This is a genomic window from Brevibacterium siliguriense (assembly GCF_900105315.1).
Classification (GTDB): domain Bacteria; phylum Actinomycetota; class Actinomycetes; order Actinomycetales; family Brevibacteriaceae; genus Brevibacterium; species Brevibacterium siliguriense.
The window spans coordinates 700,631-715,757 of the sequence record NZ_LT629766.1 but is presented as its reverse complement, the minus strand read 5'-3'; the positions used below and the strand labels follow the sequence as shown (position 1 = coordinate 715,757).

Genomic DNA, 15,127 nt, shown 5'->3' with positions numbered 1-15,127 from the left:
TCACCTCTCGATGACGAGGTCGGTCAGCGGAGTCGAGCAGCAGGGCAGGAACTTGCCCGCAGCGATCTCCTTCGGCCGGATGCCTCCCGCATGCTTCATCTCGACTTCGCCGCTGATGAGCACGGACTTGCAGGTTCCACACGCGCCTTCCGAGCAGGATGAGGGCACGGACAGTCCGGCGTCCAAAGCAGAATCGAGGACGGTCGTGGTCTCGTCGCAGTCGACTACGCGCCCGGAGACCGCGAACTCGACGACGTGGCTCACTCCAGTGCCGCCGACGACGCTGGCTCCGGCAGCTTTGGCTCTCGTACCTGCCTTGGCCAAACGGTCGGCAGGTGAAGTGGCGAAGCCGAACGACTCCTCGTGCATTCGCGCCGACTCCACCCCCGCCTCGGCGAGCAGGGGCCGTACCGCATCCATATACGGACCCGGCCCGCACACGAAGGCTTCGCGGTCGGCCGCGTCGGGGACCACCTCGGCGAGGGTGGACGCATCGATCCGACCCCTCCGACCGGCCCAGGTCTCGGTCTCGGATTCCCGGGAGCACAGAATGGTGACGCTGACTCCGGCGACCTCGGCGAGCTGTTCGAGCTCGGCGCGGAAGATGATATCGCGCGGCGTCGAGGCGCTGTGGATGAAGACGATGTCCGTGCCGAACGCTCCCTGTCTGGCCAGCAGACTGCGCACCATCGACATGATCGGAGTGATTCCGGAGCCGGCGGAGAGGAAGAGGTGACGTTCGGCCTGATGGAAGCTCGTGCTGAACAGCCCGTACGGCCCGTCCACGTGCAGCTGATCGCCGACCCGAACGTTGTCGTGCAGATGTGTCGACACCACTCCCCCGGGCACGCGCTTGACCGTGATGGTGAAGATGTTCGTGCCGAAGGGCGCCGAGGAGATCGAGTAGCAGCGCTCGAGTCCGAGCTCGGGGATGCGCATCGTCACGTACTGGCCCGGGGCGAAATCGACCGCAGCCATCCATCCCGCCCGCAGCTCGAAGGTCTTCACATCGTGGGTCACCTGGGTCATGCCGGTGACCTCGACGGGGCCGGTGAGCAGTTCGGGATCGAGCTGAAGTTCGGCGAACACAGGGCCAGCTGCCTCAGCGGGCGCCCGGTCGACCGGCGTGGCGAGCACAGGCTCGACTGCCGTATCGAAGACCGGCGAGGCAGCGGCCGCGGTTGCGGGTCTCCTGCCCCGAGTGGGCACTCGGAAAGTCGCCTTGCCCACCGGCGCGGACGCTGCCTGGGCGAATGTCGAATGGCGGTACCTCATCGTCGCTCAGCCCCTTCCAACTGCACGGTTCGCTGTTCTCGATGGGCCTTGAGGCGTTCGATGTACCAGGTGACGAAGTCATCGACCTGCGATTCGGTGGGGGCGTAGGGGCCCGGCACGTACGCCGGCGACGAGATTCCCAGCTGCCCGCGTTCGCAGAAGGTCGCGTCCTGTTCGTTCGTCTTGAGCCACACCGTCGTGAGGTTGTCGAGCTCGTAGTCGACACCCTCCTCCGCATCGGCGTGGACGAGCCACGTCGTGCGCACCAGCGTCTTGTCCTCAGCGAGCGGCAGCAGGCTGAACGTCACCACGTGGTCGCCCATTGCGTGGAACCACATATTCGGCTGCACGTGCAGCGACGCTCGGCCCAGAACGAAGGTGTCGAGGTCGCCCAATAATCTCGCCGAGGCGGCCGATCCGTCCATCGTGTATGACTCGCCCTTCCCGTCGAGGGCTGCCCGTTCGATCCGGAACCCGGTGGGACGTCCGCTCAGTTCCTCGACGAGTGCATAGGGCAGGCCATTGCGATCGCAGTCGGCATGCAGCTGCTCCTCGGCGTCGAGGTAGCGCTGGTAGGCCGGCTGCAGGCGCTTGGGGATCTCATCGGGTTCGTAGCCGTAGGTGGGAAAGAACGTGCAGGTCAGCTCCGGGTGCCCGGCTTCGCAGTGGTAGCACTCGCGGTTGTTCTCCATGACGAGCTTCCAGTTCGAGTCCTCGATGAGGTCACTCTGCGCAGCCACCTTCGTCCCGGCGATGTCATGACCGGACAGATAGGGCTCGATGACGTCGGCCACCTCGTCGATGTCATCAGGCGGGGTGGGACTGAGGCAGATGAAGATCAGCCCGCCGATGACCCGGAGGTTCACCGAGCGCAGCGAGAAGCAGGACCGATCGAAACCGGGGGCTTGGGCACCCGCGGAGATGAGTTCGCCCGACGGTGTGTACGTCCACTGGTGGTAGCCGCAGACGATGTTGCCCACCGAGCCGGACAGATCATTGAGCAGCCGAGTGCCCCGGTGACGGCACACGTTGTGGTGGGCGCGGATCTCACCGTCGTCATCACGGATGACGATGACGGAGTAGGCGCCGATGTCGATGGTGAGATAGTCACCGGCCTCGGGCACTTCGGCAGCAGAGGCAACGAAGATCCACGTCGAGGCGAAGATCGCCTCGATATCGCGCGCGAAGAACTCCGGACTGATGTAGAACGGCGCCGCCAGCGAATAGCCGGGCACACGTTCGTTGATGAGCCGGTCGATATCGGTCCTGCCGTGCCCGCCCGATCCGGCAGCCGCACCCGACCCGGCGGGTCCGCTCGTGCTGGAATCGGTCCGCTTCTGCTCTGGCGCCAGAGTCAATTCGTCCACCACCTCTTCGTAATGACTCGACCGCGTCTCGTCCCGGCCCCTTCGCCGGCCGCGCCCGGGAGTTCGTTCTCCTGCCCCCAGTGTCCGCCAGAGGTTTGCTGAAGAAAAGCGAATCTTCTTCATCCGAAACGTGCAATACTATTGCATGATTGATCCACGCCTCCACGTCCTTCGGGTCCTTGCCGAAGTCGGCACCCTCACCGAGGCGGCGCACCGCCTCGGATACACCCCTTCGGCCGTATCGCACCAGCTCAGAGGCTTATCAAAGGATCTCGGTGTGCGCGTCGTCGAACCGCGCGGCCGCGGCCTCGTGCTCACTCGCGCCGGCCAGCTCCTCCTCGAACGCTCGCAGGAGCTCTTCACCCGGTGGGAGGAGATCCGCGGTGAGCTCGACGGTCTCGACTCCGGGCTCGATACGCGCAACCGACGGCTGCGTCTGTGCGGGTTCTCCACGGCTGCGGCCGCTCTGCTTCCACCGACTGCCCTGACGGTGATGGAGCGGTTCCCGGGTGCCGAGGTCACGATCATCGAAGCCGATCCCGAGGAGTGCTTCGACCTTCTTGTCTCCGAACACGCCGATGTCGCCGTGGTCGTGGCCACCGACCCGCTGCCGCCGCGCAGCGATCCTCGCTTCGAGCAGTCGGCGCTGTTCAGCGATCGCCTCGATCTGCTGGTTCCCGTGGGACACCCTCTGGCAGAGAAGTCAGCGGTGGCGTTGAGCCAGGCCGCCGAGGAATCCTGGATCCTCGATCGGACGGGTTCGCCGTATCACCGCCTGGTGCGAACAGCGTGCGCGGCGGCAGGCTTCCAACCGGAACAGGCCCACCAGTCACGCGAATGGGAAACGGGAGCGTCGCTGGTTTCGGCGGGTCTTGGGGTCGCGCTCATTCCTCGCCTGGCGCGCCTGGCCGAAGGCTTCGATGTGGTGCGTGTGCCGCTGCGCGGTGATCCGGTGCCGTCGCGGAAGATCCTGTCGGGAATCCGCCGCGGTTCGGGCAGTCAGCCGATCATCGCCTCGGCGTTGGAGGGCCTCCGGGAGTCTGCTGAAACTGCGGCGCGCCAGGGGGCATGACCATCCAGACCTGCGGTCGCATTCTGCGTCGCCTTCTGGCGACGACAGTGGTGAGGACGATCCCGGCGATCAGCACCAGAACGGAGATGACGGCCACAACCAACCCGGTGGTATAGAAGCCCGCAGCGAAATCGTCGAAGGCATCGACGTTCCCACCGCCTCCGACCAGAAACAGGAACAGGGGGATGACGAGGATGCACAGCCCCACCCCGAGCCCGAGGGCTCCGGCGATGATGAGGAGGATTCCCGGAACCACAGACGGCTTCTTCGCAGGTCGCCCGGTCGTCGGGAACCCACCGGCTTGGGCCAAGTGAGGGTGATGCGTCATCTGCGCCTCCTTCGTCTCTCCCGATCCTATCGGGGACCGGAAACCACACCATGATCTGAGCGTAGAGTTGAAGCGCACGCACACCGAACGCACACAGCTCACGGAGCTCAGCGCATCGGGCCTCTTTTCGAAGGGACGTCACCACGATGGACGACACGACTGCCGACGACCGATCCGGAACCGGGACCGATCCGTCAGCGCCCGAGGACACGGCCGCCTCGGCGAACGGGGGACTCCTGCGGCGGACGATCGGGTTGAGCGAACTCGTCTTCTTCGGCCTCGTCTTCATCGGTCCCGCGGCCGCCGTCGGTGTGTTCGGCACGCTCGATGCCCGGTCGGGCGGGGCCGTCGCCCTGGTCTATATCGTCGCGACGATCGTCATGGCCTTCACCGCGGTCAGCTATATGCGCATGTCACGGGAGGTTCCGCGTGCGGGCACGGTATTCGCCTACGCCTCAGCGGGCATCGGGAAGCCGGCCGGCTTCGTCGCCGGGTGGATGATCCTCCTCGACTATCTCTTCATCCCCTCGGTCGCCTATCTGTTCACCGGGATCGCCCTGAACTCGATCTTCCCGGCCGTCCCCGTCTGGGTGTTCGTGGCCGTCGCCGTCGTCCTCACCACCGGCCTCAATCTCGCTGGGGTCAAGGTCGCCTCCCGTGTGATCACCGGAGTCGTCCTCGCCGAGGTGGCCGTCCTCGCTCTGGTCCTCGTCCTCGGCATCGCCTACCTTGTCCAGCATGGGCCGACGCGGGGATGGCTGACCCCTCTGACCGGGGTCGATACGTTCTCCGTGACCGCGGTGCTCGCGGCCGTGTCCGTGGCTGTCCTGTCGTATCTCGGCTTCGATTCGCTCGCGACGTTCTCCGAGGAGGCCAAGGGCGGGCCGCGGATCGTCGGCCGGGCCACGCTCATCTGCCTCGTGCTGGCCGGTGTCTTCTTTGTCGCCCAGACCTGGGTGGGCAGTCTGCTCTCACCACTGACCCCCGCGGAGCTGCAGGCCGATCCCGCGCTCGAGGGTGCCGCCTACTACAGCGCAGTCGACTCGACTCTGGGACCGTGGCTGCACTGGCTGCTCGCCCTGGCCAAGGCCGTGGGCGCGGCGTTCTCCGCGATGATCGGCCAGGCCGCCGGCTCCCGCATCCTCATGGACATGGGACGGTCCCGTCAGGTGCCGAAATTCCTCGCCGAGGTGGCCCCGAAGACTGGTGTCCCGTGGAAGGGAATCCTTGTGGCCGCCGGAAGCAATGTCATCGTGGCCGGGTGGGCGGCGACCCGTGCCGATGGTCTCGACCAGCTGACCTCGATCGTCAACGTCGGGGCGCTGACGGCGTTCGTGTTCCTCCAGGCCTCGGTGGTCGGATTCTTCCTCGTGAAGAAGCAGGGCAGTGAGGCTCCGAATTGGTTCAACCACGGTATCGTTCCCGTCATCGGCGCCGGTCTGCTCATCGCTGTGCTCGTCAGCGCGAATCCGCTGGCCCTCGTCATCGGAGCGATCTGGCTCGTCATCGGCATTGCGGTGTTCGCGGTGAACAATCGGAGCACGCTGCGAGCGTGAGATCTCGGCCCCCTGCCGAACCCACGGTCGGGCAGCCTCGGCGAGGTGGTCGTCAGTCCTGCAGGCGGGTCGTTCCGTCGTGACCGCCGGAGGTGTTGAGCTGTTTGGCGTAGCAGCTGTCGGCGCCGAGTCCGTGCGATGAGCACCAAGACAGGGCGTCTTCCGGGTCGTCGTAGCCGATGCCGACGACGGTGACCCAGAAGTTGTTCTCCTTGAAGCTGCTGAAGTCGCCGGACCAGATGAGTTTCACGCGGGGGAATTCTTCGCGCAGTCCTTCGAATTCTTCGAGGATCGCCTCTTCGTCCCAGGTCTTTCCTTCGGCTTTGAGGCCGACCTTCTTCGAACTCAGCTGCGGCACCCATTTGCCGTCGAGTTCGCTCTTCGCGGCCTGTCCGTCGGAATCGGCGAGCTGCTTGAGTGCCTTCTTCGGGTCGTCGGGAAGCGCCGATTCGGTCTCGGTGGGTTCGGGTGATTTGCTGGCTCCAGCCGAACTGTCATCACTGGCGGTGCTCGTCGGCTCATTCGTGGAGGCGACGGTGGCGGGATCCTCGGAGTCCTTCGAGAAGAAGTTCGCCGCGCCCCAGCCGATGCCTCCCGCGAGGACGATGCTGACGACGACGAGAAGAGCGATCAGTCCACCGCGCTTCTTCTGCGCAGGCGGTCCGGCCTGCTGATATGGTCCCGGCCCATAGCCGTAGGGCTGCTGGGGTGTTTGCTGACCGGAGCGAGGAGGCGGGCCGCTCTGCGGATGCGGAGTCTGGATATAGGGACGCTGCGGTTGCGACGACGAAGGAGGAGGCGGCGGAGGCGCGCCCCAGCCATTGCCCGTTTGAGGACTCGGCTGGGATCCCGACGGGGGTCCGGACTGGGATCCGGGCTGCGACGACCATTGGCTTCCCGACCGGTCGTTTACGTCCCATTCGTTCTCATCCCCGCGCCCGGGAGGGTTCGTACTCATCCGCAACTCCAGATCGATCACACCGTATTTCAGAAAAAGTCCCAATATAGAACTTCTCTTGCATTAACAGCCTAATATAAGTTGTGAACTACACATGCCTGATCTGCTCAGTTGATTGTTTCGATTTGAACTACATTGCGCAGCTGTCGGGCAACTGCACTTGAGGACTGGGTATGCACGACGAATCCGACGAGACGACACCAACCGCCGCCGAGGATCCGAAGGATCAGACCACCGAGGACCAGGCCGCTGAGGACCAAGAGCGTCCCGAGCCTTCTGAGGAGGCGAGCGCAGAGGCCGAGCCCGAAGAGCGTTCCGACTCCGACGCCCCGGACACCGCCGAAGCCCACGACGAGGAGACGACCGAGGTGATGGACCCCGCCTCCTCCGATTCCACCGAAGAGACTGCTCGTTGGGCGCCGCCGGAAGACGGCACACCCGCGGCCGAGCAGACAGTCGCCCCATATGAGAACGTCACCGAGGACGACTCTGTGAACACCGGCCCTCGGCCCCAGGCGGCCAGCGCGTACCCTCAGGGTCCGGATGCCCAACAGCAGCCACATCCACAGGGCGCAGGTCCGTACTACGCCCAAGGGCCCGGCCCCTACCAGCAAATCCCTCACCAGCAGGGCCCCTACCAACCCGGCCAATCCGGTCCCATGCCCTACCCCGCACCACCGGGTTACCCGGCGAATGCCCCGAAGTCGAAATTCGCCTCGGCGCTGGGGAAGGGATCCACGTGGAAGACTGCGCTGATCCCACCGGGGATCGCCCTCCTCGGCGGCATCATCGTCTCCATCATCCTCACTGTCATCCTCACGTCGATGTCAGAGTTCGGCTCCGTGACAGAGGAGACCGGCCTCAACCTCGACAGCCTCAACTACGCCCTGCCATTCATCTTCATGGCCCTGTCGCTGTTCGGTTCGGCGGCGCTGCGCCTGGACATCAACGCCCCTGACAGCTTCAATGCCCAGCTGAGCATCTTCACGACCGGAGCACCTCTGGTGGTCACCATCGTCACCGTGGGGTTGCTGTGGTGGACGACGAAGATCAGCGAACGCCGGTCCCCCGCACCCAATCGGGTGTCCACATGGATCCGCATCGGAGTCGCGACCCTGGCGATGACGCTCGTGCTCTTCCTCTTCCAGGTCATCTTCGCCGCCCGCGCCTCCGCCTTCGAAGAGGAGGGATCGTTCACCTTCACCTTCTCAGCGGTCACGGCCCGATCGTTCTTCCTGCCGCTGCTCGTCATTCTCATCGCGAGCATCGCCGGCCGGGTCGCCGGGCATTTCAAGGGCACCGAGGCGATCGGTGCACCATTCCTGCGCTGGGCCGTTCCGCCTCTGCTGGTGACCTGGATCCATCTGGCACTCAACGTGGCCGTGTTCTCGGTCGTCGCGCTCTTCGTCCTGCCGCTGTCCGTCGAGATGCCGGGCCAGCTGGTCCCGCTGACATTCATCAACATGGGACTCATCCTCACCTCACTGACCCACCTCGGCGGAATCAGCGCCACCGCCCAGGGCGATTTGGGCTTCTACTCGGACACCTTCAGCGAAAGCCTCACCCTGTTCAACCGTGAGGCTCCCGGACTGCTGTGGCTGGGGCTGCTCGTCGTCGCAGCCGCGGTGCTGATCGCAACGATCGTCGCCACCGTCACGCGGCGTCCGGCCTGGACCGTGATCGAGCAGGACAAACAGCAGTGGTCGAGCGCGTGGAAGCTGCCGGTGGCGTTCTGCCTCGTCTGGGGCCTGCTGTCGCTACTGGCCATTCCGGCGAACATGTCGATGTCCGGATCCGCCGAGGCGGCCATGTTCTTCGGCGGTTCCGGTGCGGCCCGTGCAGGAATCGGTCCGCTGGCGTGGACGTTCCTCATCTTCGCCATCTGGGGCGGAATCATCGAGGTGCTCTCGCGCACGCTGGGCCCACGTCTGGCCCTCACCTTCCCCGCGGTGGCACGGATCGCTGCCGGACGGACGGTGCACCCGCACTGGGGACCGTATCTGGGGATGAGCGAACCGCAGTTCGCATTCGTCCATCCCGATCTGGCTCAAGCCACGGCTCCCACACCGCCGCCGGTTGCTCCCGGACCCGGCGAAGTCGGTCCACAGGGTCCTGTCGGATATCAGGGTCAGCCCGCACCGCCGGAAGCATTCGGCTCACAGGGTCAGCCGCAGGCCCAACCGGGCGGTGCGCAGCAGGATCCCCAACATCTTTCCGCCCCGAGCTCTCCTCAGCAGGGTCCGCAACAGCATCCGACTCCGTCCGGTCAACAGGCCTATGCCTGGCCGCAGGGCTCTGCCGGGCAGCAGTCGTACTCGGCACCGCAGGGAATGTACGCCGCGCAGCCGTACGCAGGTCCGGCCCAACCTTTCGACAAGAAGAAGGCGAAGCTCGTCTCGGTCGTCGCCGGAGGTGCTGTCCTCCTCCTCGTGGCCGCCCTCATCGTCGTCACCCAGCTCAACGGACACATGTTCGGTCCCGAGGCGACGGTGGAGAAGTACTTCGGGGAGCTCTCCGACGGTGATGCCGAGGGCGCACTCAAGGTCGCAGACGTCGACGTTCCACAGGAGTCTCGAACCCTGCTGACCAACGACGTCCTCGGCGGCTCGAAGGCACTGCCCGACGATGTCACCGTCGAGGATGCCGAGATCTCCGGAGACACCGCGACGGTCGCAGTCACCTACGATGTCGGCGGTTCCAAGGGCAACAGCACACTGACCCTGCACAAGGCTGGGAAGAAGGCGCTGTTCTTCGACGACTGGGCGCTCAAGAGCCCGGATCTGCTCACCCTCACCGTCGATACTCCCGGCCTCAAGAAGGTCAAGGTCAACGGAATCGAAGTCGACAGCGACGGGTCGACCCTGTCCCTGCCGGCCTTCCCGGGTCTCTACACGATCGACCTGGCCGAGAAGTCCGATCTCATCACCGCCGACGCGGTTGAAGTTCGGGCGTTCCTCGGCGATGACGCGAACATGGAGGGTGAGGACACGCCGGTGCTCTCGGCTCACCCCTCGGACGCGTTCCGCACCGAGGTCGACAAGCAGGTCAAGACGCTCATCGACAGCTGCGCGAAGAAGTCCGTCGCCCAGCCCGACGGGTGCCCGTTCGGGTCCTCACTGGCCGAAAGCTATGACGCCACGGGCCTCACATGGTCGATCTCGTCATACCCGACGGTGACCGTCGCCGATGACTCCATGGGTGCCGACCAGTACTCGAACCCCGAGGACGCGATCGGCCCGAACGGCGGTCCGGCGTGGCTGATCTCCTCGGACACCTCCGGTGAGGCACTCGTGACCGGCAGCTACGACATGTTCGACGAGTCCGAACCCTTCGATGACACTGTGTCCTTCGACCTCAACGGCACGGCCGAGATCGTCGACGGGAAGATCGTCATCACCGTCAACGACGACCCCTGGGACTGGTGACCGAGACGGTGTGGCCCGACCCCGCCCGGGTCACTCGGTTCAGTCGACGAAGATCGCCGAGGCGTTGCTGCCGATCCGTTCCACGAGCCCGCGTCCTTCCTCGACATAGGCGATGCGTTCATCGTCGGGGACCATCGCCCCACCGGTGAGCCACATCAGGTGGATGCCGCTCGAGGATTCGGCCGCGGCGTCTCCCGTGCGCCATGGGATGGTCAGGCCGGCGGTTGCCGAGGGTTCGACGTCGATGCCTTCGGTCTCGTGAAGAATGCCGACTCCGGCCCGGATGACCTCGTCGGGGACTGTGGCGAAGCCGGAGATCAGGGGCCCGATCGTGGGTCCGATGAATCGTGATGGGCGGGCGACTGCCAGTCCGTCGGCAGCGGTGGCTCCGGACAGGCCGATGTCCTGAACGGCGATGTCGCTGTGCAGACCGGTGCGCACGCCGAGGAACATCGAAGGGGCTTGGCTGGGTTCGACGAAGACGCACCGCACCGCAGTGCCGAAGACGCGTCTGAGTCCGAAGGTCACTCCTCCGGGTCCGCCGCCGATTCCGCAGGGCAGATAGACGATGAGCGGATTCCGCTCATCGATGGTCACCCCGGCGGCCGCGAACTGGCGCTCCAGCCGCAGGGCAGCCACCGAATATCCGGCGAAGAGGCTCACGGAGTCCTCGTCGTCGACGAAGTGCGTGTTCTCGGCGGCCTCGGCAGATGCCCGGCCGGCTTCGACAGCTTCGACGAAGTCGCCGGCATGTTCGATGACGTCGACTCCGTGGTCGCGCAGCAGTGTCTTCTTCCATTCCCGAGCATCAGCAGACATATGCACCGAGGCAGCGAACCCGAGACGAGCGCTCAGGATCCCGATCGACAGCCCGAGGTTGCCGGTCGAGCCCACGACGATGCGGTGGTTCGCGGCGATCTCACGAAACTTAGGACTCGAATAGGTGGCAGGATCGAATGCGTCGAGGCCATGGTCGGCAGCGACCGCCTCGGCGAATTCGAGCACCTCATGGAAGCCGCCGCGAGCCTTGATCGACCCGCTCACAGGCAGGCTGTCGTCGCGTTTGAGCCACAGTTGTCCGGTCACTTCGGACCCGAACAGTTCGTCGAGGCGACGCTGTGCCGCAGTTGCCGGAACCAGGGGCGATTCGATCATTCCGCCGCCGGCTTCGGGGAACGCCTCGGCGAGCTCGGCCGGGACCGTCGACGTCTCCGGGAAGGTCGTTGCGAACCAGGGGGCGAACCGGTCGAACCGGGCCGCCGCGGAATCCATGACCGCGCCGAGATCGGGCAGGGCCGCCTCGGTGGGGGTGGAGCGGAGCCACGTGGTCGATCGGTCCGATGCCAGGGATCGGATGATCTCGTCGGTCTTCAGGTCGTCAGGCAGTTCGGTCATGCACCGATCGTAGCCCTGCGGGGTGCGGCCCTCAGTTCTTGACGATCTTCTTCGCGGAGTCGAGGACGTCGGCGAGTTCGTTCAGCCATTTCGCGTAGCCCTCATAGGTGTGGGCGCGTTTGTCGTCCCAGGTGCCCAGCTGTCCTGCCTCCACCGCGGGCAGCCGTTTGAAGACGGGATTGTCCTCATAATCGGTCGAGGCGTCGTGGACGAGGACGACGTCGGCCGGGTAGTCCGTCATCTTCTCCCAGGAGACTTCCGCCCAGCTGCTCTCTCCCGTGGCGTCGGGGCCGACGAGGTTGAGTCCGTCCTCGCTGAGCATCTCGGCGATGCCCAGGGAGTTCGAGGTGTAGTTGATCTCTCCGGCGAATACGTGAAGTTCGGAGCGCTTTCCGCAGCGCCGGAGGCACCGCCTCCAGCCTCACCATCGGTCTCGCCACGGCAGGCGACGAGAGCGAACGGGCCAGCACGGACAGGGCAAGAATCTGACGACGACGCATCGAGAGCCTTTCGCGGAACGTCCCCGCGGGGACGTTTGGACAAAGATGCACGGCGGAAGTGCTGGTCAGAGAGCTGAACTGCTGGACGGGCTGTGGACTTCTGCAGTGAGGCCGAAACCACCGTAGCACTATTCGGAAAGGCTAGCCTTACTGAATTAGAGTAGAGTAGTGTTGCGGATGTTCGCACATCCACGACTGCTGCACATATGAACAGAACGCGTCCCAGCGGGGACGACCTCACGACCACATGGTCGCTGGGGATGCGAAGGAGAATCAGTGTCACGAGCCCCCATCGGTGCCTTCGAAGCAGAGGTTCTCGCTGTTGAAGATCTCAGCCCGTCTTTCCGTCGGGTGACTTTCGGGGTGCGGGACTCGAGGAATTCGGCCCGAACACTCACCCGCGTGACCTCCGGATCAAGCTCGTCATCCCTCCTCAGCGTGCCGCCGCACCGCAGTTCGACTTGCCGACGTTCCTCACCGAGCAGGAGGCCGCCGGGGTGTCCTGGTATCAGGCCTGGCTGCAGGTCAGTCCCGAGGAGCGAGGCGCGATGCGCACCTACACCGTGCGCGAGTGGAACGACGCCGACCGCCGACTCGTCATCGACATGGTCCTTCACACCGATGAGCACGGTCACTCGGGCCCGGCAGCCGAGTGGGCCGAGTCCGCCGAGGTGGGACACCGCCTTCATATCATCGGCCCCTCCCGCGCCTCGGAGACTCCGTGCGCCGGAATCGAATTCGCCCCCGGCGATGCCCACCAGATCCTGCTCGCCGGCGACGAGACCGCCGTGCCGGCCATCGCCTCGATCCTCGATTCGCTCAAGGACAGCCGCACCCGAGGCAAAGCCGTTCTCGAGGTTCCGCGCGCCGAGGACATCATCGACATGACTGCTCCCGCCGGCTTCGAGATCGAATGGCTGCCGCGCGGGGAAGCCGAGTTCGGCCACCTGCTCGAACCCGCCGTTCGCGAGGCGGTCCGTTCGGAAACGCGGATCCCCGCCGAGGTGGGAGCCGGGTCAGCGGGCGGGCCGGACAGTCCTGTCCGGGACCTCGACGATGTCAACATCGACGAGGAGATCCTCTGGGATGTTCCCGCGGCCCTCACCGAAGCGGCTCAGGGCAGTTCGAGTGCCACGGAGAAGGACGACCGCCCCTTCTATGCCTGGATCGCCGGAGAGGCCGGACCGGTCAAGCGTCTGCGCCGCTACCTCGTCCAGGAAGTCGGGGTCGACCGCAAGCAGATCGCGTTCATGGGCTACTGGCGTCAGGGCAGGGCTGAAGGCTGATCCGAGGCCCGAGACTTGGGCCGAGACTGAGGCTGAAGCTGGGATCAGACCTGAGCCGGTGACCGTCGCAGGGCCCGCATGATCTGCGGCCCGATCGCGGCGGAGGCACCTGCCAAGCAGAGCACGCCGCCGACCGCGGCCAGCGGAGGCGGAACCTCTCCGAGAATGATCCAGGCCATTACCACGACGATGGCGGGGACGAGGAGGCTCGACGAGCTGAGCAGGCCCGCCGGCAGGAACTTCAGGGCGTATCCCCAGAGATTGAAGGCGATGGCGGTCGGGACGACTCCCAGGTAGACGACCTGCAGTGTCAGTTCGATGGGTGCCGCAGCCACCTCGTCGATGAGCCCGGGGGCGAAGATGAGACTGACGAGTGCACCGATGAGGATTCCCATCCAGGTGACGGTCACCGAGTCCTCCCCGGACAAGAAGTGCTTCTGCAGCAGCACGCAAGCGGCATAGAGCACCGCTGCGACGAGGCTGAGGACGAGACCGCCGACAGTGAAGAACCCGTTGAAGCTGGCGGCCGTGATCATCGCGATTCCCAGCAGGGAGACGAAGATGCCGATGAGCAGACGTTTCGGCAGCCCTTCGCCGAGGACGAGACCGGCGAAGACAGCGATGATGAGCGGTGCGATATTGACGATCATCGAGGCAGTTCCGGCATCGATCGACCGTTCGGCGGCGTTGAGGACGACGACGTAGGCGGAGAACCAGGCCACACCCCAGAGGGCGAGAATCAGCCAGACGACCTTGCCGGAGGGGAACCGCGGACGGCGGAAGAGCATCCAGACGGAGAGCACTACGGCGGCCGACGCGCCCCGCAGCAGCGCCATCGGACCGGGCGAGAACACTTCACCGGCATCGCGGATGACAACGAAGGACGACGCCCAGAAGGTCATGGTGAGCAGGGCAGCGATCCACGGGAGGACGCGGGGAGGTGTCGTCTGTCGGGGATTCGGACTCGCGACTCGAGTGCTGACAGCTGATCTGTTCATAAGGACGATTATTCGTCGCTTGATTATGAAAGAAAAGCGCACATTATTGCACGACTGTGCATAATATGCGTACGATTTGATCGTGTACAACGTCGCGCACCTGAAGTCGTTCAAATCGGTCGCACTCACCGGGTCCGTCCGTTCCGCCGCGCAGCATCTCGGCCTCTCCCCGTCCGCGGTCAGCCACCACCTCAAAATGCTTGAGCAGGAGACCGGTCTGACTCTGTTTCAGCGTCAGGGGCGCGGTCTGTGCCTGACCGATACCGGCTCGGCGATCATGTCCGACGTCGATTCCGTGCTCGAGAGCTCGGGACGATTGGGGCAGCGCATCTCGGATCTGCATGAGAATCGAATCGGACGCCTGTCGATCGGGTACTTCGCTACGGCGGGAACTCAGTGGCTGCCGGAACTCGTCGCCTACCTCGAGAACCGCCACCCAGATGTCACGGTCCGGCTCAATCTGGCCGAGGGGCCGTGGACCGAGTTCCACTACGATCTGCACCTGGTGATTTCGGAGACCGCGACACCGCAGTTCCCGCCGCAAGTGAAGGGGCATTTCCTCACCGAGGACCCGTACGTGGTCGCGGTGCCGGATGACCATCCGCTGGCCTCCCGGGCAGAGGTCAGTCTCAGCGAATTGGAGGGTCACCCATGGATCGACAATGACACCGGGGACGGCCCGTGCCGGACGATTCTCTTCGACGCCTGTGCCCGCGCGGGAGTGCGAGTGCACTTCAAACATGAAGCCCACAGCTTCGTCACGGCCCTGCACATGGTCGGTCGGGGTCTGGGTCTGACTCTGCTGCCCCGGCTCGGTGTCGAACCTCTGCCTCCCGGGGTGGCCGTCATCCCGCTGGCAGCGCCGGAACCGATCCGCTTCATCCACGCGATCAGCGATCCCGGCCACCCGCAGCAGGATCTCATCGCGGACGCGGTCATGGCCCTGTGCGAGCTCGCCGCGGACTGA

At 65.2% G+C, this 15,127-nt stretch carries 12 protein-coding genes; 5 read left to right on the top strand and 7 right to left on the bottom strand.

Annotation, left to right across the window (positions count from 1 at the left end):
- Together BLU88_RS03070 and BLU88_RS03065 are read right to left on the bottom strand one after the other, a co-directional pair.
- Complete coding sequence (locus tag BLU88_RS03070) at nucleotides 1-1,275, bottom strand: hybrid-cluster NAD(P)-dependent oxidoreductase (RefSeq protein ID WP_092009891.1); 1,275 nt, start codon at nucleotides 1,273-1,275, stop codon at nucleotides 1-3.
- Nucleotides 1,272-2,633, bottom strand: coding sequence for an aromatic ring-hydroxylating oxygenase subunit alpha (locus BLU88_RS03065; protein WP_407922847.1), 1,362 nt, complete (start codon nucleotides 2,631-2,633; stop codon nucleotides 1,272-1,274). Before BLU88_RS03065 ends, BLU88_RS03070 begins: the two co-directional genes overlap by 4 nt.
- A gap of 154 nt (nucleotides 2,634-2,787) precedes the next feature.
- Here BLU88_RS03065 and BLU88_RS03060 point away from each other — a divergent pair, with 154 nt between their 5' ends.
- Complete coding sequence (locus BLU88_RS03060) at nucleotides 2,788-3,714, top strand: LysR family transcriptional regulator (RefSeq protein ID WP_092009889.1); 927 nt, start codon at nucleotides 2,788-2,790, stop codon at nucleotides 3,712-3,714.
- Here BLU88_RS03060 and BLU88_RS03055 read toward each other — a convergent pair.
- Complete coding sequence (locus BLU88_RS03055; RefSeq protein ID WP_092009887.1) at nucleotides 3,650-4,042, bottom strand: hypothetical protein; 393 nt, start codon at nucleotides 4,040-4,042, stop codon at nucleotides 3,650-3,652. The genes BLU88_RS03060 and BLU88_RS03055 overlap by 65 nt on opposite strands.
- A gap of 146 nt (nucleotides 4,043-4,188) precedes the next feature.
- On the opposite strand from BLU88_RS03055, the gene BLU88_RS03050 reads away from it, so the two are divergent.
- On the top strand, nucleotides 4,189-5,598 hold the full coding sequence (locus BLU88_RS03050; protein ID WP_092009884.1) for an APC family permease: 1,410 nt from the start codon (nucleotides 4,189-4,191) through the stop codon (nucleotides 5,596-5,598).
- A gap of 52 nt (nucleotides 5,599-5,650) precedes the next feature.
- Here the strand turns inward: BLU88_RS03050 and BLU88_RS18480 are convergent, their stop codons facing one another.
- A complete protein-coding gene (locus BLU88_RS18480; RefSeq protein ID WP_231939558.1) occupies nucleotides 5,651-6,556 on the bottom strand; it encodes a flagellar basal body-associated FliL family protein in 906 nt (301 codons plus the stop codon).
- Between the two features lie 173 nt (nucleotides 6,557-6,729).
- Here BLU88_RS18480 and BLU88_RS03040 point away from each other — a divergent pair, with 173 nt between their 5' ends.
- Complete coding sequence (locus tag BLU88_RS03040; RefSeq protein WP_231939557.1) at nucleotides 6,730-9,981, top strand: hypothetical protein; 3,252 nt, start codon at nucleotides 6,730-6,732, stop codon at nucleotides 9,979-9,981.
- 39 nt (nucleotides 9,982-10,020) lie between these two features.
- Here the strand turns inward: BLU88_RS03040 and BLU88_RS03035 are convergent, their stop codons facing one another.
- Both BLU88_RS03035 and BLU88_RS03030 read right to left on the bottom strand, forming a co-directional pair.
- Nucleotides 10,021-11,376: a D-serine ammonia-lyase gene (locus BLU88_RS03035; RefSeq protein WP_092009882.1), complete on the bottom strand. Its 1,356-nt coding sequence runs from the start codon at nucleotides 11,374-11,376 to the stop codon at nucleotides 10,021-10,023.
- A gap of 31 nt (nucleotides 11,377-11,407) precedes the next feature.
- Nucleotides 11,408-11,734, bottom strand: coding sequence for an ABC transporter substrate-binding protein (locus tag BLU88_RS03030; RefSeq protein ID WP_407922846.1), 327 nt, complete (start codon nucleotides 11,732-11,734; stop codon nucleotides 11,408-11,410).
- A gap of 555 nt (nucleotides 11,735-12,289) precedes the next feature.
- On the opposite strand from BLU88_RS03030, the gene BLU88_RS03025 reads away from it, so the two are divergent.
- Complete coding sequence (locus BLU88_RS03025; protein ID WP_331712472.1) at nucleotides 12,290-13,162, top strand: siderophore-interacting protein; 873 nt, start codon at nucleotides 12,290-12,292, stop codon at nucleotides 13,160-13,162.
- A 44-nt stretch (nucleotides 13,163-13,206) separates the two neighbouring features.
- Here the strand turns inward: BLU88_RS03025 and BLU88_RS03020 are convergent, their stop codons facing one another.
- Nucleotides 13,207-14,160 (bottom strand): DMT family transporter, encoded by a 954-nt coding sequence (locus BLU88_RS03020; protein ID WP_092009877.1) that lies wholly within the window; start codon nucleotides 14,158-14,160, stop codon nucleotides 13,207-13,209.
- An 82-nt stretch (nucleotides 14,161-14,242) separates the two neighbouring features.
- On the opposite strand from BLU88_RS03020, the gene BLU88_RS03015 reads away from it, so the two are divergent.
- Nucleotides 14,243-15,127, top strand: coding sequence for a LysR family transcriptional regulator (locus BLU88_RS03015; RefSeq protein ID WP_167356855.1), 885 nt, complete (start codon nucleotides 14,243-14,245; stop codon nucleotides 15,125-15,127).

What these genes read in the sequence shown, in the direction of transcription:
- BLU88_RS03035 (WP_092009882.1), bottom strand. Translation starts at nt 11,376, where the DNA reads ATGACCGAACTGCCTGACGACCTGAAGACCGACGAGATCATCCGATCC.
- BLU88_RS03040 (WP_231939557.1), top strand. Translation starts at nt 6,730, where the DNA reads ATGCACGACGAATCCGACGAGACGACACCAACCGCCGCCGAGGATCCG.
- BLU88_RS03055 (WP_092009887.1), bottom strand. Translation starts at nt 4,042, where the DNA reads ATGACGCATCACCCTCACTTGGCCCAAGCCGGTGGGTTCCCGACGACC.
- BLU88_RS03050 (WP_092009884.1), top strand. Translation starts at nt 4,189, where the DNA reads ATGGACGACACGACTGCCGACGACCGATCCGGAACCGGGACCGATCCG.
- BLU88_RS03060 (WP_092009889.1), top strand. Translation starts at nt 2,788, where the DNA reads ATGATTGATCCACGCCTCCACGTCCTTCGGGTCCTTGCCGAAGTCGGC.
- BLU88_RS03070 (WP_092009891.1), bottom strand. Translation starts at nt 1,275, where the DNA reads ATGAGGTACCGCCATTCGACATTCGCCCAGGCAGCGTCCGCGCCGGTG.
- BLU88_RS18480 (WP_231939558.1), bottom strand. Translation starts at nt 6,556, where the DNA reads ATGAGTACGAACCCTCCCGGGCGCGGGGATGAGAACGAATGGGACGTA.
- BLU88_RS03020 (WP_092009877.1), bottom strand. Translation starts at nt 14,160, where the DNA reads ATGAACAGATCAGCTGTCAGCACTCGAGTCGCGAGTCCGAATCCCCGA.